This is a genomic window from Candidatus Methylomirabilota bacterium (genome assembly GCA_035260325.1).
Lineage (GTDB): Bacteria > Methylomirabilota > Methylomirabilia > Rokubacteriales > CSP1-6 > AR19.
Genome location: DATFVL010000140.1, coordinates 1 through 18,364, shown reverse-complemented (window position 1 = coordinate 18,364; position 18,364 = coordinate 1). Strand labels below are relative to the sequence as shown.

Genomic DNA, 18,364 nt, shown 5'->3' with positions numbered 1-18,364 from the left:
CGTGGGTTCGGATCGACAAGGAGTATCGATTCGAGACCGACGAGGGGAGCGCCTCGCTGGCAGACCTCTTCCGAGGGCGCTCGCAGCTCCTCGTCTACCACTTCATGTTCGGGCCCGACTACACGGCAGGGTGTCCGCACTGCTCGGCGATCGCGGACGGGTTCGACGGCTTCGTCGTCCACCTGGCCAACCACGACGTCACGCTTTCGGCGATGTCGCGGGCACCTCTCGCGAAGCTGCAGGCGTACAAGCGGCGGATGGGGTGGACGTTTCCCTGGGCGTCCTCGTTCGGCAGCGACTTCAACTTCGACTTCAACGTCTGGTTCACCGAGGAGCAACAGCGCGAGGGGGTCATCGAATACAACTACCGGCGCGGCGGCCACGCGATGGACGTGACGCCGGTCTCGGAAGCCGTCGGCGAGGGGCCTGTCGCCGAGCTCGCGGCCACGACCGGAACCGACGCGGCCACGTACACGCGTGAGCGGCCGGGCATGAGCGCGTTCGCGCTCGAGGACGGCGTCGTCTACCACGCCTATTCCACCTATGCGCGCGGACTGGACGGCCTCTGGGGCTTGTACCAGTGGCTCGACCGCGCACCCAGGGGGCGCAACGAGACGGGCGTCTGGATGCGCCGCCACGACGAGTACAACAAGGGCTGAGCGAAGTCGTGGTTGTCGTGGCGCAACCGCGGGACTGGAGATCTCACGACGCATGGCTTCCGAGCGAGCTTCCCAGCAAGCGTTTTTGGGCGTCTCAGCGCTGCTCTTCGCTGTCAGCGCAGCGGTAACGATCGTCTGGTGCGCGTCCATGTCGGCGATGGGCGAGATGCCGATGCCCGGCGGCTGGACGATGTCGATGGCGTGGATGCGGATGCCCGGACAGACGTGGCCCGGCGCCGCGGCGTCGTTCCTTGGCATGTGGGTCGTGATGATGGTGGCGATGATGCTGCCGTCCTTGGTCCCAATGCTGTGGCGCTACCGCCAGGCCGTTGGCAGGACAGGCGAGACGCGCCTCGGTCGGCTGACCGCGCTCGTGGGCGTGGGTTACTTCTTCGTCTGGACCGTTTTCGGAATGGCCGCTTTTCCGCTGGGCGTCGCGCTGGCGGCGATCGAGATGCAGCAGCCGGCGCTGGCGCGCGCCGCAGCAATCGCGGTCGGTGTGGTCGTCCTGATCGCCGGCTCCCTCCAGCTCACCGCGTGGAAGGCGCGTCACCTTGCGTGCTGCCGGGAGGCACCCGGGCGCGGCCGTACGCTGCCGGCCGACGCCGGCACGGCCTGGCGACACGGCCTGCGCCTCGGCCTCCACTGCAGCCACTGCTGTGCCGGTCTGATGGCGATCCTTTGGGTCATCGGGGTCATGGACCTTCGCGCGATGGCTGTCGTGGCGGCGGCCATCACCGTCGAACGTCTCGCACCGGCCGGTGAGCGCGTCGCGCGAGCCATCGGGGCCGTCGTCGTCGGGGCAGGGTTGTTTCTGATCGCGCGAGCAGCCGGGCTCGGATGACGCATCCGCATCGTGCACCTGAACTTCGCCCACCGTGCTGGACCTTAGCGAGGTCCACTCGCGCCGGTCGCGCCCGATCGGGAACGGACGGGGTTGGTCGGGCGCCACCCCGACGAGCGGCAACAGGAGACATGGACAAGGACAAGGAGAGAGACATGGACGAGAACAAAGAGAGAGAGACGCCCGAAACCTGACACGCGAGGAGAACGACGCTGGAATCCTCCGCGTCTTGACAATCGGCGCCGGTCCGCGACATTATCCCGCACGCTGATTGAGCGCTCAGTATGCATCGGCCCATATCGGCGAACGTCAAGGACCGGAAGCTCGTCCACGAGCGGCGGCGACGGCTCGTCCGCGCGGCGCTCACGGTATTCACGCGGAAGGGCTACCACGGCGCCACGGTCCGGGAGATTGGCCGCGCCGCGGGGTTCACGCAGGGGACGATCTACAACTACGTACGCTCCAAGGGCGACATCCTCTACCTGGTCTGCGACGACAAGGTCCGAGCCCACCAGGAGGCGGTCGCGCGGGCCGTGGAAGGGATCAGGGACCCGGCGCTGAGGGTGTCGACGGCGCTGCACATCCTCGTCGAGGCCATGCATGACCACCAGGAGACGGTGCTCCTCGTCTACCGGGAGAGCCACGCGCTCGACCGCCGCTCGCTCCACGCCATCCTGGCGCGCGTGGCGGAGTTCATCGACATGTTCGAGCGCATCCTCGTCGAGGCCGCCCGGAGCGGCCAGGTGACGCTCGGCGACAGCCGGGTCGCGGCCAACATCGTGACCTTCCTGCCGATCATCGTCGCGTTGCGCCGGTGGGACCTGGGCCGGCGAAAGGTCGCGCGGAAGGACCTCGATCGCGACCTCGCCCGCTTCATGCTGTCCGGTCTCGGGTTCAACGTCGCGAACGGCAACACGCACCCGGCGTCGCGCTGACATGGCTTACCGCGACCTCCTCTACGAAGTCCGCGACCAGGTCGCACGGGTCACGATCAACCGCCCCAAGCAGTACAACGCGTTCACGGGGGACACGCTGCGAGAGATGACGCTCGCGATCGAAGGCGCGGGGGCGGACCCGGAAGTGGGTGTGATCGTTCTCACCGGGGCGGGCGCCAAGGCCTTCTGCGCTGGGGGCGACGTGAACTGGGAGAAGGAAGGCGGGCTGGAGCGGCAGATCCTCGAACCGTATCTCTTCCACCAGACACTGTCGCACTGTCCCAAGCCGATCATCGCCCGGGTGAACGGCTACGCGGTCGGGGCCGGGAACCACATCGCTTACTTCTGTGACTTCACGATCGCCGCCGAGCACGCGATCTTCGGCCAGAACGGACCCCGGGTCGGCAGCCCGGCGTGCGGCGGGATCGTGAGCTACCTCACGCGGGTGGTCGGGGCCAAGCGGGCGCGGGAGATGTGGATGCTCGCGCGGCGGTACACCGCGCGCCAGGCCTACGACATGGGCCTCGTGAACGCGGTCGTGCCGATGGAGACGCTGGACGCAGAGGTGGAGAAGTGGTGCGCGGAGCTGCTGGCGCTGTCGCCGACGTGCCTGCGCATCCTCAAGGCCTCGTTCGTGGAGGAGTTCAGCGATCTGCTCGGGCAGGGTGACCAGCTCCGGCGCTACCTCACGGGGCCGGAGTTCTGGGCGGAGGAGCAGCAGGAGGGGGCCCGCGCGTTCCTCGAGAAGCGGCCCCCGCACTTCGCCAAGTTCCGACGGCGCCGGGCGTGACGCGGTGCCGCCAGAGCCGAAGGGGGCCCGTATGACCGTGCCGTACTACTACCGGTCGATCGACTTCGACAAGCTCGTCCGCGACTATCCGCCGTCTCGAGACTACGCGGAATCCGTGTTCCTCTTCGATCGCAAGCAGATCGAGGAGGTTCAGAACCGGCGGTTTCTGGAGATCGTCGAGTGGGCGTGGCGCAACCCCTTCTACCAGAAGAAGTGGCAGCAGCACGGGGTGCGGCGCGAGGCCATCCGGTCGAAGGACGATCTGACGAAGCTGCCGATGGTCGCCGTTGAGGACTTCAAGGACAGCATCAAGACGCATCCCCCGTTCGGCGAGCACCCGGGCCTCGCGCGGGCCGACGGCGCCCGCGTGCCGATCAAGCTGCAGTCCAGCGGCGGCACGACGGGGATGCCGCGGCCCACGCTCTTCACCCCGCTCGAGTGGGAGATCCAGGGCATCCAGGGCTCGCGCGCGCTGTGGATCCAAGGCGCCCGGCCGGGCGACGTCATGCAGATTCCCTCGACGCTGTCGACCGCGAACTTGGGGTGGTTCTACTATCTCAGCTGCCTGCACTGGTCCGGCATTGCGCCCGTCACGACGGGCAGCGGCAACGTCACCCCGAGCCGGCGGCAGCTCGAGGTCGCGTTCGACTGGGGCGTGAACCTCTGGGCGGGCTTCCCGGAGTACCTCCTGCACCTCACCTCGGTCGCGCAGCAGGAGGGGCTCGATCTGCGGCGCCTGGGCACGCGGTTCATCGCCACGTTCCTCGGGCCCGATCTCGACGGCAGCCTGCGCAAGATGATGGAAAGCGCGTGGCACTGCCCGGTTTTCGACAACTACGGCACGCACGAGGTGGGGTTGCCGGCGTTCGAGTGCCAGGAGAAGGACGGGCTGCACCTCATGGAGGACATGTTCATCATCGAGGTGGCCGACGTCGACACCGACGCCATCCTGCCCGACGGCGAAAAAGGCAACCTCGTCATCACGAGCCTCTACCGCCACCATCCGCCGCTGATCCGCTATAACCTCCGCGACTACATCCGCATCGTCAGCGACGGGCAGCGGCGCTGCGGCTGCGGCAGCTACTCGCGCCGGATGGACCATTTCCTCGGCCGCAGCGACGACATGGTCAAGATCCGCGGCACGAACGTGTTCCCGATGGCGTGCGTCCGGGCGGTGACCTCCGACGACCGCACCACGGGCGAGTGGCTCTGCGTCGTCGAGCTGAGGGGCGCGGGGCTCGAGATCCGCGAGGACATGACAGTGCAGGTCGAGGTGAAGGACGGGATCGAGGCCCGGAAGGAGGAGCTGATCCGCATTCTCGAGGACCGGCTCAAGTCGGATCTCGGCATCCGCGTCACCGTCGAGCTGGTGGCGGCGGGCAGTCTGCGCGACTACACGTACGGGCGCGAGGGCAAGGCTCGGCGCCTGCTCGACAAGAGCCGTGCGAAATAGCGGGAGGACCCGATGATCCAGTTCGGGGTGATGGCCAACACGCATCCGGCGCCGGGCGCGGACCTCACGCGGATGGTCGACGAGGTGATCGCCGAGGCCCAGCAGGCCGAGCGATGCGGCTTCGACTCATTCTTCCTGACCGAGCACCACCAGGAGCCCAGCGGCTACTTTCCCTCGCCCCTGCCGCTCGCAGCCGCCATCGCCGCGCGGACGTCGCGGATCCGGATCGGGACCGGGATCGCGATCCTCCCCCTCTATCACCCGACCCGCCTGGCCGAGGACTGCGCGGTCGTGGACATCATCTCGAAGGGGCGGCTGATCCTCGGGGTAGGGCAGGGGTACCAGGAGGGCGACTTCGCCGCCTTCGGCCTCAAGGTGAGCGACCGCGTGTCGCTGTTCGAGGAGGGCATCGAGATCCTGCGTCGGGCCTGGACGGAGGAGAAGGTCTACTTCGTCGGCAAGCGCCACACGCTGCAGAACATCATGGTGACACCCAAGCCGGTGCAGAAGCCGCACCCGCCGATCTGGGTGGCGGCGCTCGGCGACGAGCCGATGAAGCGCGCGGGCCGCCTGGGCGACGCCCTGCTCGCCGACTCCTTCCAGCTGCCCGAGCGCCTCAAGCGGCGGGCGGCGCTGTACCGGGCGACGGCGGAGAGCCGCGGGCGGCCCCACAAGGTGGTCGTGTTCCGCGAGGGCTACGTCGCGCCGACGCGCGAGCAGGCGATCGCCGAGTACGAGGCGGGCCTGCTGAGCACGCACCGGTACTATTGGCGGCACGGCTCCTACTACCAGGACATCAAGAAGGAGGAGGACCTCGACCTCAAACGCATCTCGCTCGAGCGCCTCATTCTCGGCTCGCCAGATGACTGCGTCGAGCGGGTGCAGACGTGGCACCGCGAGGTGGGCGCGGATTACTTCCTGATCCGCTTCCGGCATCCCGACGGCCCGGCGCACGAGCGGGTCCTGCGCGCGCTGCAGCTCTTCGGCGAGACGGTCATTCCCAGATTCCGCTGAGCGCCGTTCCCTCGACAAAAGGAGGAGATCCATGACCCCACGACGCAGCCTCGCGACCCTCATCGTCCTCGCCCTCGCCGTCGTCGGCACCGGGCCGGCGCCGGCGGCCGAGAAGACGCTCACGATCGGCCTGCTCGGCCCGCTCTCCGGCGGCGCGGCGTCGTACGGCGTCGAGCTGCAGCGGGGCGCCGAGATGCGGACCGACGAGATCAACAAGGCCGGTGGCCTGAAGATTGGCGGCGACGTCTACAAGATCAAGCTCGTCGCCTACGACCACAAGGCCCAGGCGGCGGAAGCGGCGACCGCGACGAACAAGCTCGTGTTCCAGGACAAGGTCAAGTACATCATCGGGAACGCCGTGGGCGCGACATGCAATGCCGCCCAGACGATCACCGAGCCGAACAACGTGATGTTCGCCTTCGTGTGCTGGGGCACCGCGAACCTCGCCCCCGAGAAGCCGTACTCCTTCCGCTCCATCCTGAGCCAGTGGGAGCTGGCCGAGCCGTTCTACCACTGGATCAAGGAGAACCACCCGAAGATCAAGCGGGTCGCGGTGATCTCCCCGAACGACACGAGCGGCAAGGACACCAACACCGCCGTCGTCAAGGCGCTCAAGGCGCTCGGGTTCGAGGTGACGGCGGACGAATACTACGAGCGCGGCACCAAGGACTTCTACCCGGTGCTGACGAAGATCCTCGCCCAGAAGCCCGACATGCTCGACGTGGCGGCGGCGCCGCCCGGGGAGGCAGGCCTGATCCTCAAGCAGGCGATGGAGCTGGGCTTCACGGGCGCCAAGGGCTGGACCGCTGGGATCAACCCCTTCACGATCATCAGCGTGGCCGGCCGTGAGGCGGCCGAGGGCGTGTGGAGCCCGGCCAACATCAACGTCAAGAGCGAGCACGTCAGCCCCGCCGTCCGTAAGTTCGGCGAGGTCTACGAGAAGCGGTACGGCGAGGTGGCGGGGGTGATCGCCGTGGGGAACTACGCGGCCTTCGACGTCATCACCCAGGCCATGCGGCGCGCCGGCAGCGTTGAGCCCGACAAGGTCCTGGAGGTCCTGACCAGGGAGCGCTTCGAGACGGTGTGGGGATCACTGGTCATCGGCGGCAAGGAGACCTATGGCATCGACCGGCAGTTTCTCTACCCGCTGATCATCAGCGAAATCCGCGGGGGCAAGGTCGTGGACCTCGCCCAGGTGCTTCCCGCAGCGCTGAAGAAGAAATAGGGCGAGGCCGCGGACCGGAGCGCGGGGAGCGGCACGGACCGCTTCCCGCGCCGCGCTCATGTCCATCGAACTGCTCATCCAGGCTGCGCTCAACGGCTTCGGCCTGGCCGTCGTCTACATTCTCGTAGCGCTCGGCCTGACGCTGATCTTCTCGATCCTCGACATCATCAACTTCGCCCACGGCGAGTTCTACATGCTGGGCGGCTTCGTGACGTACTATGCCTTCGCCGTCTTCGGCGTGAACTACTTCCTGACCCTGGTGCTGGCCGTGCTGGTGGTGGGGGCGGCCGGCGTGCTCGCCGAGCGCGTGGTGTTCCGGCACCTGCGCGGCAAGACGCTCAATGCCTTCATCGTCTCGCTCGGGCTGCTCTGGGTCCTGCAGGCGTCCGCGCAGCTCTCCTTCGGCGTCCTCGACAAGTCGGTGGGATCGGCGGTCTCCGGCATCGTCCGCGTGTTCGGCCTGATTATCTCGCGCGAGCGGCTCGTGGTCATCGTGACGGCGTGCGTGCTCATGGCGGCGCTCTACGTCTTCCTCAAGTTCACCCGCACCGGCCAGGCGATGCGCGCCGTAGCCCAGGATCCCGACGCCGCCGCCCTGCAAGGCGTCAACATCGAGGCGGTGTCGGCGCTCGGGTTCGGCGTCGGGTGCGCGCTCGCCGGCGCCGCGGGCGCGCTGCTGGCGCCGGTCTTCGCGGTCAGCCCGACGATGGGCGCGCTGCCGGTGGTGAAGGCCTTCATCATCATCATCGTCGGCGGCATGGGCAGCCTGCCCGGCGCGGTCCTCGGCGGCCTGCTGCTCGGCGCCGTCGAGGGCATCGGCACGCTCTTCATGACCAGCGCTGCCGTCAACATGCTCGGCTTTCTCATCGTCATCGCCATCCTGCTCGTTCGACCCCGGGGCCTGTTCGGTGTCGCGTAGACCGGGGCTGTCGCCGGCGCTCGGCTTCGGCCTCCTCGCGGTGGCCGGCGTCGCCGTCCCGATCCTCACGCGCGACTCGTACTACCTCGACGTCGCGACGACGATGCTGATGAATCTCGTGCTCACGCTCAGCCTGCGGTTCGAGATGAGCACGGGCCAGCTCAACATGGCGCACATCTCGTTCATGGGCATCGGCGCCTACGCCTCGGCGCTCCTCGTGACGCGCGCGGGGTGGTCCTTCTGGGCCTCACTGGCGGTGGCGCCGCTCGTGGCGTCGCTCGTCGCGGTGCCGATCGGCCGCATCGCCCTCCGCGTCAGCGGGCCCTACTACTTCCTGATCACGTTCGCCTTCCTCGAGGTCCTACGCCTGTTCTTCAACAACGCTTTCGTCGACTACCTCGGCGGCCCTTCGGGCCTCGTCGAGATCCCGCGACCGCACCCGCTGCCACTCACCGGCGGCGCGATCGGCTTCACCAGCAAGCTGGCGCAGTACTGGCTCATGTACGCGCTGTTTCTCGTTGCGGCCGCCGTGCTGATCCGGCTCGAATACTCGCGCTTCGGCCTGGTGGCGAGCGCCATCCGCCAGCGCGACCTGTTGGCCGAGACGCTCGGCGTCAGCGTCACCCGCTACAAGCTCGGGGTGTTCGTGCTCGGCAGCTTCTTCGCCGGCCTGGCCGGCGTCTTCTTCGCGCACTCGCACCAGGTGCTGCACTCGAGCGACTTCGGCCTGGAGCCGATGGTCCTGCTGGTCGTCTTCACGGTCATCGGCGGCGCGCAGTCGGTGTGGGGCCCGGTCGTCGGCACGCTCGTGCTCTCGGTCACCTCCGAGTTCCTCCGCGAGCTGCACCATTACGAAATCCTCGTCTACGGAGCGGTGCTCATGGTGGTCATGCTCGTGTTCCCGGAGGGGCTGGTGTCGCTGCCGGGCCGCATCGCGCACGCGCTCGCTCGGCGTCGCCGCCCGAACGCCGGGACGACCGTAGGAGCGCGCGTTGCTCCTTGAGCTGCGGGACGTCAGCAAGCGCTTCGGCGGGCTTCAGGCCGTGACGGGGCTCTCCATGACGGTCGCGCCACGGACGATCCACGGCCTGATCGGGCCGAACGGCGCCGGGAAGAGCACGGTCTTCAACCTACTCACGGGCGTGCTGCCGCTGTCCTCGGGCGAGATCGTCTTCAAGGGCGAGCGTGTGTCAGGCCTCCGGCCCTCCGAGATCTGCCGGCGCGGGATCGCGCGCACGTTTCAGGCGACGACGCTGTTCCGCGAGTCGACGGCGCTGGAAAACGTCCTCATCGCCTGCCACCTGTACGCGGCGACGGCGTTCGTAGCGACGCTCATCGGGACCGCCGCCTACCGGGACAAAGAGCGCTCGGTCCGCGCCCGCGCCCAGGCGCTGCTGGCGTCGCTGCGTCTGGCGGACGTTGCGGACCAGCGCGCCCGAAATCTGCCGCACCGGGACCAGAAGGCGCTCTGCCTCGCGATGGTACTGGCGACGGCGGCCGAGCTCGTGATCCTCGACGAGCCGCTCGCGGGACTGACGGTGCAGGAGAGCGAAGACACCATGGCGGTGCTCCGCGCGCTTCGCGCTGAGGGCAAGACCATCCTTCTCGTCGAGCATGACATGCGCGCGGTGATGGGGCTCTGCGACGTCATCACTGTGCTGGACCACGGCGTCCGCATCGCGGAGGGGACCCCGCGGGACATCCAGGCGAATCCGGCCGTGATCGAGGCGTACCTCGGCGCCGAGGAATCCCGTGCTTGAGGTGAGCGACCTCGAAGTCCGCTACGGCAACGTCGCCGCCGTGAAGGGGGTGTCGCTGCGGGTGGGGGAGGGCGAGGTCGTCGCCGTCATCGGCCCCAACGGCGCCGGGAAGACCTCGACGCTTCGCGCGATCTCCGGTCTCGTCCCGAGCGCCGGCGGCCGCATCCTGCTCGACGGCCGCGACATTTCCCGCTGGAAGGCTCATCGTGTCGTGGCGCTCGGGCTGGCGCACGCGCCGGAGGGCCGTCGGCTCTTTCCGCAGATGACGGTCCTCGAGAACCTCAAGATGGGCGCGTATCGCCGCAGGTCCGCCGCCGAGATCCGCCGCACGCTCGAGGCGGTCGAGCGCCGCTTCCCGCGCCTGGCCGAGCGGCGGACGCAGCTGGCGGGCACGTTGAGCGGCGGCGAGCAGCAGATGCTGGCCATCGGTCGGGCGCTCATGGCCGAGCCGCGGCTCCTGCTCCTCGACGAGCCCTCGTTCGGTCTGGCGCCGATTGTCGTGCGCGAGATCGCACGGATCGTGCAGGCCATCAACCGGGAGCAAGGCGTGTCGGTGCTGCTCGTCGAGCAGAACGCGCGCATGGCCTTCGGCATCGCGTCGCGCGCCTACGTGATGGAGACCGGGCGGGTCGCCCTGAGCGGGTCCTCGAGCGAGCTCACCGAGAGCCCCCACGTCAAGGCCGCGTACCTGGGAGGCTCAGCGTGATCCGCTTCGGCATCGCCATCGGCGCGTACTCGTCGGGTGTCCCCGGGGCCCGGGAGCTGACGGAGTTTGCCCGCGCCGCCGAGGCGGTCGGCTTCGACTCCGTGCAGGTCGGCGACCACATCCAGTGGCACGCGCCGATCCTGGAGGCCACGACCGTGCTCGCCACGTTCGCCGCCGCCACCTCGCGCGTGCGCATCGCGAGTGACGTCATCATCCTGCCTCTGCGCGATCCCGTGCTGATCGCGAAGACCGTCGCCAGCCTCGACGTGCTCTCGGGCGGCCGCATGATCTTCGGTGTCGGCGTCGGTGGCGATCATCCCGACGAGTACCGCGCCATGCGGGTACCGCTGAGCGAGCGCGGGTCGCGCGCCAACGAAATGCTCGACATCGCCCGCGGGCTGTTCTCCAACGAGCGGTTCAGCTACGCCGGGCGTCACTTCACCATCGAGAACGTGGCGATCTCACCGCGCCCGGTGCAGCGGAGCCTGCCGATTTGGGTCGGCGGCACCTCCGACCCGGCGCTCCGGCGCGCCGCCCGCTACGGCGACGGGTGGATCGCCGCCTTCGTCAGCGAGCGGAAGTTCACGCGGCTGGCGGAGCGGACGCGTGGCTTTCTGCTCGAGGAGGGCCGGTTGCCCCAGGGTTTCACGTGGGGGGCGTTCCTCTTCAGCAACATGGGGCCCGACGCCGCGCAGGCGAAGGCGGCGGGCGCCGAGTACATCAGCCACGTGTACCGGCTGCCGGGCGAGGAGATCATGAGCCGCTTCGGCATCGCCGGCCCCGTTGAGGTGTGCGCCGATCGCGTCCGGACCTTTGTCGAGGCCGGTGCCGACTACGTCGTGCTCGGGCCGGTGTGCGGCTATCGCGAGTGGCCCCGGCAGCTCGCCGCCTACGGCGAGCTGATCGCGAAGCTCGGGGCGGGAAGGCAGTGACGATGGGGTTCCAAGCGATCAAGGTGGAGCGACGGGGCCCGGTACTTCGGATCCGCATGAACCGGCCCGACAAGCTGAACGCCCAGAACCCGACCCTGATCGAGGAGATGGACGCGGCGTTCACGGCGGGCGGCGCCGACCCCGACGTGCGCGTGATCGTCCTGAGCGGCGAGGGCCGCGCGTTCTCGGCCGGCCACGACCTCGAGTATCCCGGCTACGACCGGCGAGGTTACACGTATCACTCCCGGGTCGACATGGAGCGCCGCTTGTTCCTCGACAAGCTGCTACGCATCCGCAACCTGCCGACACCAACGATCGCCCAGGTGCACGGCCACTGCGTCGCGGCCGGCCTCATGCTGGCGTGCATGTGCGACCTCATCGTGTGCGACGAGACCGCGCGGTTCGCGAACCCGGTGGTCGCGATGGCGATGGCCGGCGTGCAGCTTCTCATCGAGCCATGGGAGATCGGGGCCCGCAAAGCCAAGGAGCTGCTGTTCACCGCCGAGGCGATCGACGCGGCGGAGGCGCACCGGCTGGGCCTCGTGAACCGTGTGGCGCCGGGCGGACGGCTCGAAGACGAGGTGGACGCGCTGGCGGATCGCATCGCCTCCCTGCCGGCCTTCGCGGTGCGAACGGTCAAGAAGTCCATCAACGACACGTTGGACCTCATGGGGCAGGGGCGCTCGTGGGAGCACCACTTCCTGCTCCACGTGGCTGGCAAGCGTAGCGAGGAGTTCGACCAGTGGTGGAGCGCCGTGGAGCGGGAGGGCGGAGGGTTCAAGCCCGGCGGGCTGAAGCAGACCTTCCGCCGGCGAGCCGACAAGCGATGAAGATCGCCGGGCCCGGAATCCGCTTCGGCCGTCACCGCCCGCGCATCCACTCGTCCGCGTTCGTCACCGAGGGGGCGCACGTGATCGGCCGCGTGACGGTGGCGCCTCGGGCCAGCATCTGGTTCGGCGCCGTGCTGCGCGGCGACTTCGAGCCGATCCGCGTCGGCGAGGAGAGCCTCATCGAAGACAACGCCGTCCTGCACGGGCGCGTGGTCGTCGGGCGCCGCTGCGTGATCGGCCACGGCGCGGTCCTGCACGGCTGTACGGTGGGCGACGGAGCAGTCGTCGGCGCCAACGCGGTTGTCTTCGACGGCGCGAGGGTCGGCACCGGCGCGCTGGTGGCGGCCGGCTCGGTCGTCTACCCCAAAACGCGCATCGCCCCGCGGACGGTCTTCCGCAACTCGGCGAGCGGCAACCACCCGACGATCGAGCCCGTCGGCGGGCGGATGCGCCGCTGGCGGGCGACGTCGTACCGGCGGATCGTCGCGACGTACCTGTCCGGCCGCGAAGACGCCGCGCCGGGCAGAGTCCGGAGACGCTGCCGGCGCTCGACGAGGACGGAGCCATGAACTTTGAAAGGTATCTGGGGCCGGGAACTGATCCGGCGCCACACCGGGGCCAATGGGTGTCCGAGACGTTCTGAGTCCCGTCACCGCGCAATGAAATCGCGAACTTGAACTATGTAAGTTCGATCACGTCCCGGCGGGGAATCGAACCCTTGTTTAGGGGGAACGTCACGCGAGACGGGCTCACTGGAGGTCGATGTAGTAGGTTTCGCGCGCCGAGTAGCATTCAGCATATCCAGCCCCCGCAACCAACAACGACTAGGGGTTAGCGGACGTTGAAGCCGCTAACCCCTTTCGTTTACCCAGACTTCACCCAGGAATCGGTTCGGCGCCCCGCCATAACGCTTCGCCGGAGTCGACGCCGTAGGCTCCGAACACCTCCCGCCGGCTGCACATCGCGAGCGACCTCCGGACGCTGGTCATGCACGGTGAGGACGATCGGAACGCTCCCGTCAAGGACTCGGCGGTGAAGTCGGCGCGGCTCATCACGTGCACGCGCGAGCGCCGGGCCACCTCGAGGATCAGGCCGATCTCACGGCCGAGCGGTGCTGAGGTCGACGATCGTGCGGATGCCGCGGCCGTGGAGATCTCCGAGCGCGTCGAATCGGTGCGCGGGCAGATCGAGCCGGGACGAGCGGGACTCGTGTACATTGATGTTCACGGTGCCGGCGTTTATCCTCATTCCGCCACAGGGAAGGAGACCAACATGAGCGCAACAAAAGGCTTTGTCGTACCCGCGGGCGGCGGGAAGCATCTCGACATGACGGCGCCTGGCCGCTTCGCCGCCTTGAAGCTTCTCGGCCACGAGACCAATGAGAGCATCATGCTGTTCGAGGAAACCGCGCCCGTCGGCACCAAGAGCCTCTTCCATCTACACCGCGACAGCGACGAGGTCGCCTGGGTGCTCGCCGGCGAGATCACCTTTAAGATCGGCGACGATGTTATCGTCGGCGGGCCCGGCACCTGCGCGTTCTTCCCGCGCAACGTCCCGCATGCTTGGAAGAACACCGGCAGCGAAACCGGCCGCGTCTTGTTTCTCTACACCCCGGCCGCCGCCGGCGGCTACGTCGAGGCGCTCTTGAACCGCCCCGGCCCGATCAACGACGATGAACGCAACAAACTCCGCGAGCGCTACCGCTGGGAAGTCGTCGGTCCAAACCCGCTTTGAGGGGGTCGGCTTTGCTCTGAGCGTTCTACAAGCGAATGGAGGGAGGAGAATCGCCATGCCGTTCTACGACAGAGGCCCCGTCCGCATGCACTACGAAGAGGTCGGTTCCGGCTTCCCCCTGCTACTCATCCCGGGCGGCGGGCTCAATTCAGCCCTCTCATCCTGGCAGACAGCCTCGCCCTTCAACCCGATGGAAAGGTACAAGGACGACTTCCGCTGTATCTGCGCTGACCTGCGCAACGCCAACCCCGGCCAGTCCAGCGGCCCGCTGGAGATCGACCGCCCCTGGGACGCCTACGCCGACGACCAGCTCGGGCTGATGGACCACCTCGGCATCCGGGAGTTCATGGTCATGGGCTTCTGCATCGGCGGGCCGATGATTCACAACCTTATTCGGCGGGCTCCGGAGCGCGTCGTCGCGGCCGCGATGATGCAACCCAGCGGCTTCAGGCCTGAGATCCCGGACCTCTTCTACCAGAACAACATCAAGGGCTGGGGGCCGGCGCTTTGCGAGAAGCGCCCCGACGTCACGATGGACATGGTCCATGACTTCCTCACCAGCATGTACACCAACCGCGCCGACTTCGTTTTCACCGTGTCGCGCGATTTCGTGCGCTCCATCCAGACGCCGCTGTTGGTAGCGCCTGACGACGTGCCCGCGCACCCGTACAAGGTCGCGATGGAAGTGGCCAGCCTCGCCCCGAACGCCGAGGTGACCATCTATCCCTGGAAAGATTCGCAGGAGCACATCGACGAGGTCGTGGAGCACGCGCGGCGCTTCCTCAAGGCGCACGAACCCGTCACAGCCGGGCGTCAAGGACGTTCGGCCCCTGAAAAGTCTACCCCGTCGTGAGGACGACGCGAAACCGTGCCTTGCCGCTCATCATGCGTTCGTAGGCCTCGGCGGCCCGCTCCAGGGGGAAGACTTCCGTCATCGGACGCACCCCGCTCAGCACGCTGAAGGCGAGCGTGTCCTCGGAGTCGATCGACGTGCCGGACGGCCAGCCCACGATCGAGCGGCGCGCAAAGATGAGCCCGAGGGCCGGCACCTCGAGCGGCTCGGCCGGAGCCCCAACGATGACGAGCCTGCCATCGACGCCGAGGCCGCCCAGCACGGCGCTCATCGCCGGGCCGCTGGTGACGGTGGCGAGGATGACCCGGGCGCCGCCCATCTTGGTCAGCGCTGCCGCCGCGTCCTGCGCCTGGCTGTTGATGTAGTGCTGCGCGCCGAGCTTTCGAGTCAGCGCTTCCTTGTCGGCGCCTCGCGCGATGGCCACGGTCCTGAATCCCATCTTCGCCGCGAACTGAACGCCCAGATGGCCCAGCCCGCCCACGCCCAGCACCGCGACGGTGTCGCCGGGCCGGGCGCCGCTGTTCCGCAGCGCGTTGAACGTGGTGACGCCGGCGCACATCAGCGGTGCGGCCTCGACCGCCGAGAGCCCGTCCGGGATCCGCGCCAGCGCCGCGGCGGGGGCGATCATGTAGTCGGCGTAGCCGCCGTCGTACGAGATCCCGGGCGTCTGTGGAGCGATCTGGCAGGTCACGAAGTCCCCGCGCCGGCAGGAATTGCAGTATCCACAGTGCCCGCCGTGCCAGCCGACTCCGACCCGCTGGCCGGCTTTCCAGCCGGCGACGCCGGGGCCGACCGCGTCGACGATGCCGGCGACCTCGTGTCCGGGCGCCCGTGGAAACTGGATACCCGGCCAGATCCCTTCCTTCGTCACGAAGTCGCTGTGGCAGATGCCGCAGGCCTCGACCTTGACACGCACGGATCCCGGGCCGGGCTCCGGGATATCTCGCTTGACGAGCTCGAACGGGCCCTTCGCGCCGGTGACGTGCACGACACGCATGATCGCCTCCTCTTTCTCTTGACGCCCGTCGGGGCCGCCGGGATTCGCCGATGAAGCCGCGTGCACCACGTGCCCACGGACGCGAGGGTTAGCGGACGTTGCAGCCGCTAACCCCTTTCGTTTACCCAGACAACCCCCAGGAATCGGTTACCGGACGTGCGAATGTCGGAGTCCCTTTGTAGTGGTCAAGCGCCCAAGCCGCCCTCACTTGGCGCGGAGTTGCCCCAACGCACTGAGCCAGTTTTCGATGTGGTACGTCCTGGCTATCTTGCCGTCTTGGATGGTCTGAATGTCGATCGCCATGATCCTGAAGCTCTTGCCGGTATGCGGCACACCAAACAGGTCCCCAGCGGGCGTTCCGGTTACCTCGCCGCGAACGATTATACGATTCCCGGCGACGAGGACTTCCTTGATCTCGAACTTAATATCCGGGATCGATTTGGCAAAACCTCCGACGACCTTGATCGATGCATCACGGCCCCAGCATTCACCGGGCAGATATCCCCAACAAGACTCGTAGTCCGCAGTGAGGACTTGTGCGTCGGTCGAGGCGAGCATGGCCGTCGTGCTGGCGTCGCCGCCGCCAGAGCGCAGCATCTTGCCTCCGTCAGATCGCGGTGCGCCCGCCGTCGACGGCGACGATCGCACCTGTGACGTAGCTGGCCCGAGGTGAGGCCAGGAATGCGACGACCTCCGCAATCTCCGCTGGTTCTGTAGCACAACTTGAGGACGTCGTGAACGGGAGCGAGGATTCACAGCATGAAGTCTGACCGTTAAATAATAGGCCTATGGGCGAGTGGCAGACGGAGCCTCACGGGGACGGTGCAGTAGCCTGCGGAACCCGTCGAGGTTTCGGCCATCATGCGCCGTCGAGGCGTTGTACTCTCTCCAGGGTGGATCGATGGGACGACGCGCCAGCGACAGTCGATGTGCCAGGAGGACGCGCGGCATGATGCCGCGGCGTGCACTCATCGCTCTGCTTGCGGTGGGGCTCGCGCTCGTCGTGCTGCGTGCGCCGTGGTCCGCCGCGCCGCGCGCCGAGCCGCCGCGTGCGGCGATCAGCCGGAGCGGCGCGCTCGGCGGCGCGGACTACCTCATCGAAGTGCCGGCGAACTGGCGCGGCGGTCTCGTCGTGTTCGCGCACGGGATCCAGCGGGGCCCGGGGCCGGGCGCGGTCACCGCCCCTCCCCTCGGCAGCCACATCGTCGCCGGAGGTCACGCGTGGATCGCCTCTGGCTATCGCGCGCGCGAGTATCAGCCCCATCTGTTCATCGAGGACCTCGTCGCGCTCCGTGAGCTTTTCCTGAAGGAGATCGGCCCGCCACGCTGGACGATCATCTACGGCCAGTCGATGGGTGGCCATATCGTCGTGGGCTCGCTCGAGCTCCGGCCGGGTCTCTATCAGGGCGGTCTCGCCGAGTGCGGTCTCGTCGACGGCATCAGCATCGCGGACTACCTGCTCGCGTACACCGCCGCGGCCGAGCTGATCTCAGGCGCCCCGTTGCTCGATTCGCCCGACGAGCAAGCCTTTGCGCGCGTCCTCAACGAGCGCGTCGTGCCGGCGCTCGGCATGCCCGGCTCGTACACCGCGCGCGGACGACAGTTCGACAGCGTCGTGAAGTACCTGATGGGCGCCGATCAGGCCGGCCACGATCTGCCGCTGCGTCTTCAGGGTCTGCAGCGGCGCTATCTCTCGAACATGATCTACCGGCACCCTGACGTCGAAAAGGAGCCGAGGCCGGGCGTGCGCGCGGCCAGTACCGTCCACATCCGGTACCGGATCGATCCCGGGCTCGGGCTCACCGAGGACGAGCTGAACGCGCGCGTCCGGCGGCTGCGTCCGGCCAGGGACGCGCGCTCACCGAGTGCGAATCCGGTGTACGCGGAACGGACCGGCCGGCTCACGGTGCCGCTCATCACACTGCACGAAACGGGTGATGCGTGGGTGCCGTTGAGTCTCGAGCAGTCGTACCGGCGCCGCGCGATCGCGGCCGGCACCGACCACCTGCTGGTGCAGCGCGTGTTCCGCGCGCCGAGTCACTGCGGCTTCGACGGCGAGACGCGCGAGCGGGCGTTCGACGATCTCGTCGCGTGGATCGAGCGCGGCGTGCGACCGGAAGGCGAGGACGTGCTCGCGCCCGACCTTTCACGCATCGGGCTCAAGTGGACGCCGCTCCTGCACCCGGAGGATCCGCTCTTCGCTCGCCGGTGACCTCTCGTGCGAGTGCGCCGCCTGCCGGCGCGCCGAGCGGCCCCTCCTTGGTTGTCGGCTGCGCCCACCTCCGAAAGGCCCCCTGCCTTCCACTGCGCGTGCTCGTCGGGCAGGCACACGGCGCATGGCCGGTACCCGGCCGCGACGGCGGTCTGCTCGTCGGCGAAGAACACGCGATTTCTGACGTACCCGCCGCGCGCGATGGCCCGGATCGCGGCCGGGCAGTCGAGCCTGCCGTACACGCGGCCCGGCCGGTAGCCGCCGAGCGCGCCGGAGGTTGCGCTCTGGTAGGGTTGCCGGTCCGGGCCCAGCAGCGTGTACGTCCTGGCGGTCATGCCGCCCCCTCCAGCGTGAGCAGGGCTCGCTTGGCGTCGACGCCACCGACGTACTGTCCGATCGTTCCGTCGCTCCGCACGACGCGGTGGCAGGGCACCACGACGGGCAGGGGGTTGCTGGCGCACGCGCTGCCCGCAGCGCGAACCGCCTTCGGGTGGCCAGCCG

At 68.3% G+C, this 18,364-nt stretch carries 20 protein-coding genes and 2 pseudogenes; 17 read left to right on the top strand and 5 right to left on the bottom strand.

The annotated features are described in order from the left end of the window. The 16 genes from VKG64_09410 to VKG64_09335 form a co-directional block, all read left to right on the top strand. Positions 1-659: DUF899 family protein (locus VKG64_09410; protein ID HKB25256.1), on the top strand; the 659-nt coding region annotated here is incomplete at its 5' end. Positions 660-711: 52 nt separating this feature from the next. Beyond that, the gene (locus VKG64_09405) at positions 712-1,503 is read left to right on the top strand and encodes a DUF2182 domain-containing protein (GenBank protein ID HKB25255.1); all 792 of its coding nucleotides are present in this window, start codon (positions 712-714) and stop codon (positions 1,501-1,503) included. A gap of 284 nt (positions 1,504-1,787) precedes the next feature. Then, entirely contained in the window at positions 1,788-2,438 is a 651-nt protein-coding gene (locus VKG64_09400; GenBank protein ID HKB25254.1) for a TetR/AcrR family transcriptional regulator, read from the top strand. 1 nt (position 2,439) lies between these two features. Beyond that, positions 2,440-3,228, top strand: a complete 789-nt coding sequence (locus VKG64_09395) for an enoyl-CoA hydratase-related protein (GenBank protein HKB25253.1) — start codon at positions 2,440-2,442, stop codon at positions 3,226-3,228. A gap of 31 nt (positions 3,229-3,259) precedes the next feature. Next, positions 3,260-4,681, top strand: a complete 1,422-nt coding sequence (locus VKG64_09390; GenBank protein HKB25252.1) for a hypothetical protein — start codon at positions 3,260-3,262, stop codon at positions 4,679-4,681. A 12-nt stretch (positions 4,682-4,693) separates the two neighbouring features. Beyond that, positions 4,694-5,695, top strand: a complete 1,002-nt coding sequence (locus VKG64_09385) for an LLM class flavin-dependent oxidoreductase (protein ID HKB25251.1) — start codon at positions 4,694-4,696, stop codon at positions 5,693-5,695. 31 nt (positions 5,696-5,726) lie between these two features. Continuing rightward, positions 5,727-6,920 carry an ABC transporter substrate-binding protein gene (locus tag VKG64_09380; GenBank protein ID HKB25250.1) on the top strand — a complete coding sequence of 398 codons (1,194 nt, stop codon included), beginning with the start codon at positions 5,727-5,729 and terminating at the stop codon, positions 6,918-6,920. A gap of 58 nt (positions 6,921-6,978) precedes the next feature. Next, positions 6,979-7,839 carry a branched-chain amino acid ABC transporter permease gene (locus tag VKG64_09375; protein ID HKB25249.1) on the top strand — a complete coding sequence of 287 codons (861 nt, stop codon included), beginning with the start codon at positions 6,979-6,981 and terminating at the stop codon, positions 7,837-7,839. Then, positions 7,829-8,842, top strand: coding sequence for a branched-chain amino acid ABC transporter permease (locus VKG64_09370; protein ID HKB25248.1), 1,014 nt, complete (start codon positions 7,829-7,831; stop codon positions 8,840-8,842). Before VKG64_09375 ends, VKG64_09370 begins: the two co-directional genes overlap by 11 nt. Further along, positions 8,832-9,599, top strand: a complete 768-nt coding sequence (locus VKG64_09365) for an ABC transporter ATP-binding protein (GenBank protein ID HKB25247.1) — start codon at positions 8,832-8,834, stop codon at positions 9,597-9,599. Before VKG64_09370 ends, VKG64_09365 begins: the two co-directional genes overlap by 11 nt. Beyond that, on the top strand, positions 9,592-10,305 hold the full coding sequence (locus VKG64_09360) for an ABC transporter ATP-binding protein (GenBank protein HKB25246.1): 714 nt from the start codon (positions 9,592-9,594) through the stop codon (positions 10,303-10,305). The genes VKG64_09365 and VKG64_09360 overlap by 8 nt, the downstream gene beginning before the upstream one ends. Next, entirely contained in the window at positions 10,302-11,237 is a 936-nt protein-coding gene (locus VKG64_09355; protein HKB25245.1) for an LLM class flavin-dependent oxidoreductase, read from the top strand. Before VKG64_09360 ends, VKG64_09355 begins: the two co-directional genes overlap by 4 nt. 2 nt (positions 11,238-11,239) lie before the next feature. Then, positions 11,240-12,067, top strand: coding sequence for an enoyl-CoA hydratase (locus tag VKG64_09350; GenBank protein ID HKB25244.1), 828 nt, complete (start codon positions 11,240-11,242; stop codon positions 12,065-12,067). Beyond that, complete coding sequence (locus VKG64_09345) at positions 12,064-12,636, top strand: gamma carbonic anhydrase family protein (GenBank protein ID HKB25243.1); 573 nt, start codon at positions 12,064-12,066, stop codon at positions 12,634-12,636. The genes VKG64_09350 and VKG64_09345 overlap by 4 nt, the downstream gene beginning before the upstream one ends. A 418-nt stretch (positions 12,637-13,054) precedes the next feature. Continuing rightward, positions 13,055-13,801 (top strand): cupin domain-containing protein, encoded by a 747-nt coding sequence (locus VKG64_09340; GenBank protein HKB25242.1) that lies wholly within the window; start codon positions 13,055-13,057, stop codon positions 13,799-13,801. Positions 13,802-13,856: 55 nt separating this feature from the next. Further along, positions 13,857-14,654, top strand: a complete 798-nt coding sequence (locus VKG64_09335) for an alpha/beta hydrolase (GenBank protein ID HKB25241.1) — start codon at positions 13,857-13,859, stop codon at positions 14,652-14,654. Here the strand turns inward: VKG64_09335 and VKG64_09330 are convergent. From VKG64_09330 to VKG64_09320, 3 genes and pseudogenes are all read right to left on the bottom strand, one after another. After that, positions 14,641-15,651 (bottom strand): alcohol dehydrogenase, encoded by a 1,011-nt coding sequence (locus tag VKG64_09330; protein HKB25240.1) that lies wholly within the window; start codon positions 15,649-15,651, stop codon positions 14,641-14,643. The two genes, VKG64_09335 and VKG64_09330, sit on opposite strands and share 14 nt — an antisense overlap. 204 nt (positions 15,652-15,855) lie before the next feature. Continuing rightward, complete coding sequence (locus VKG64_09325) at positions 15,856-16,248, bottom strand: ester cyclase (GenBank protein HKB25239.1); 393 nt, start codon at positions 16,246-16,248, stop codon at positions 15,856-15,858. Between the two features lie 10 nt (positions 16,249-16,258). Continuing rightward, positions 16,259-16,366: pseudogene (locus VKG64_09320) on the bottom strand (SDR family oxidoreductase). 234 nt (positions 16,367-16,600) lie between these two features. Here VKG64_09320 and VKG64_09315 point away from each other — a divergent pair. Continuing rightward, a complete protein-coding gene (locus VKG64_09315) occupies positions 16,601-17,863 on the top strand; it encodes a hypothetical protein (protein HKB25238.1) in 1,263 nt (420 codons plus the stop codon). Between the two features lie 86 nt (positions 17,864-17,949). On the opposite strand, the pseudogene VKG64_09310 reads toward VKG64_09315, so the two are convergent. Continuing rightward, positions 17,950-18,198: pseudogene (locus VKG64_09310) on the bottom strand (Ada metal-binding domain-containing protein). Further along, positions 18,195-18,364: MGMT family protein (locus tag VKG64_09305; GenBank protein ID HKB25237.1), on the bottom strand; the 170-nt coding region annotated here is incomplete at its 5' end. The pseudogene VKG64_09310 and the gene VKG64_09305, both read right to left, overlap by 4 nt.

Bases quoted from the DNA above. Each gene is read 5' to 3' on its own strand.
- VKG64_09405 (HKB25255.1), top strand. From the start codon at position 712: ATGGCTTCCGAGCGAGCTTCCCAGCAAGCGTTTTTGGGCGTCTCAGCG.
- VKG64_09400 (HKB25254.1), top strand. From the start codon at position 1,788: ATGCATCGGCCCATATCGGCGAACGTCAAGGACCGGAAGCTCGTCCAC.
- VKG64_09395 (HKB25253.1), top strand. From the start codon at position 2,440: ATGGCTTACCGCGACCTCCTCTACGAAGTCCGCGACCAGGTCGCACGG.
- VKG64_09390 (HKB25252.1), top strand. From the start codon at position 3,260: ATGACCGTGCCGTACTACTACCGGTCGATCGACTTCGACAAGCTCGTC.
- VKG64_09385 (HKB25251.1), top strand. From the start codon at position 4,694: ATGATCCAGTTCGGGGTGATGGCCAACACGCATCCGGCGCCGGGCGCG.
- VKG64_09380 (HKB25250.1), top strand. From the start codon at position 5,727: ATGACCCCACGACGCAGCCTCGCGACCCTCATCGTCCTCGCCCTCGCC.
- VKG64_09375 (HKB25249.1), top strand. From the start codon at position 6,979: ATGTCCATCGAACTGCTCATCCAGGCTGCGCTCAACGGCTTCGGCCTG.
- VKG64_09350 (HKB25244.1), top strand. From the start codon at position 11,240: ATGGGGTTCCAAGCGATCAAGGTGGAGCGACGGGGCCCGGTACTTCGG.
- VKG64_09345 (HKB25243.1), top strand. From the start codon at position 12,064: ATGAAGATCGCCGGGCCCGGAATCCGCTTCGGCCGTCACCGCCCGCGC.
- VKG64_09340 (HKB25242.1), top strand. From the start codon at position 13,055: ATGCACGGTGAGGACGATCGGAACGCTCCCGTCAAGGACTCGGCGGTG.
- VKG64_09335 (HKB25241.1), top strand. From the start codon at position 13,857: ATGCCGTTCTACGACAGAGGCCCCGTCCGCATGCACTACGAAGAGGTC.
- VKG64_09330 (HKB25240.1), bottom strand. From the start codon at position 15,651: ATGCGTGTCGTGCACGTCACCGGCGCGAAGGGCCCGTTCGAGCTCGTC.
- VKG64_09325 (HKB25239.1), bottom strand. From the start codon at position 16,248: ATGCTGCGCTCTGGCGGCGGCGACGCCAGCACGACGGCCATGCTCGCC.
- VKG64_09315 (HKB25238.1), top strand. From the start codon at position 16,601: ATGATGCCGCGGCGTGCACTCATCGCTCTGCTTGCGGTGGGGCTCGCG.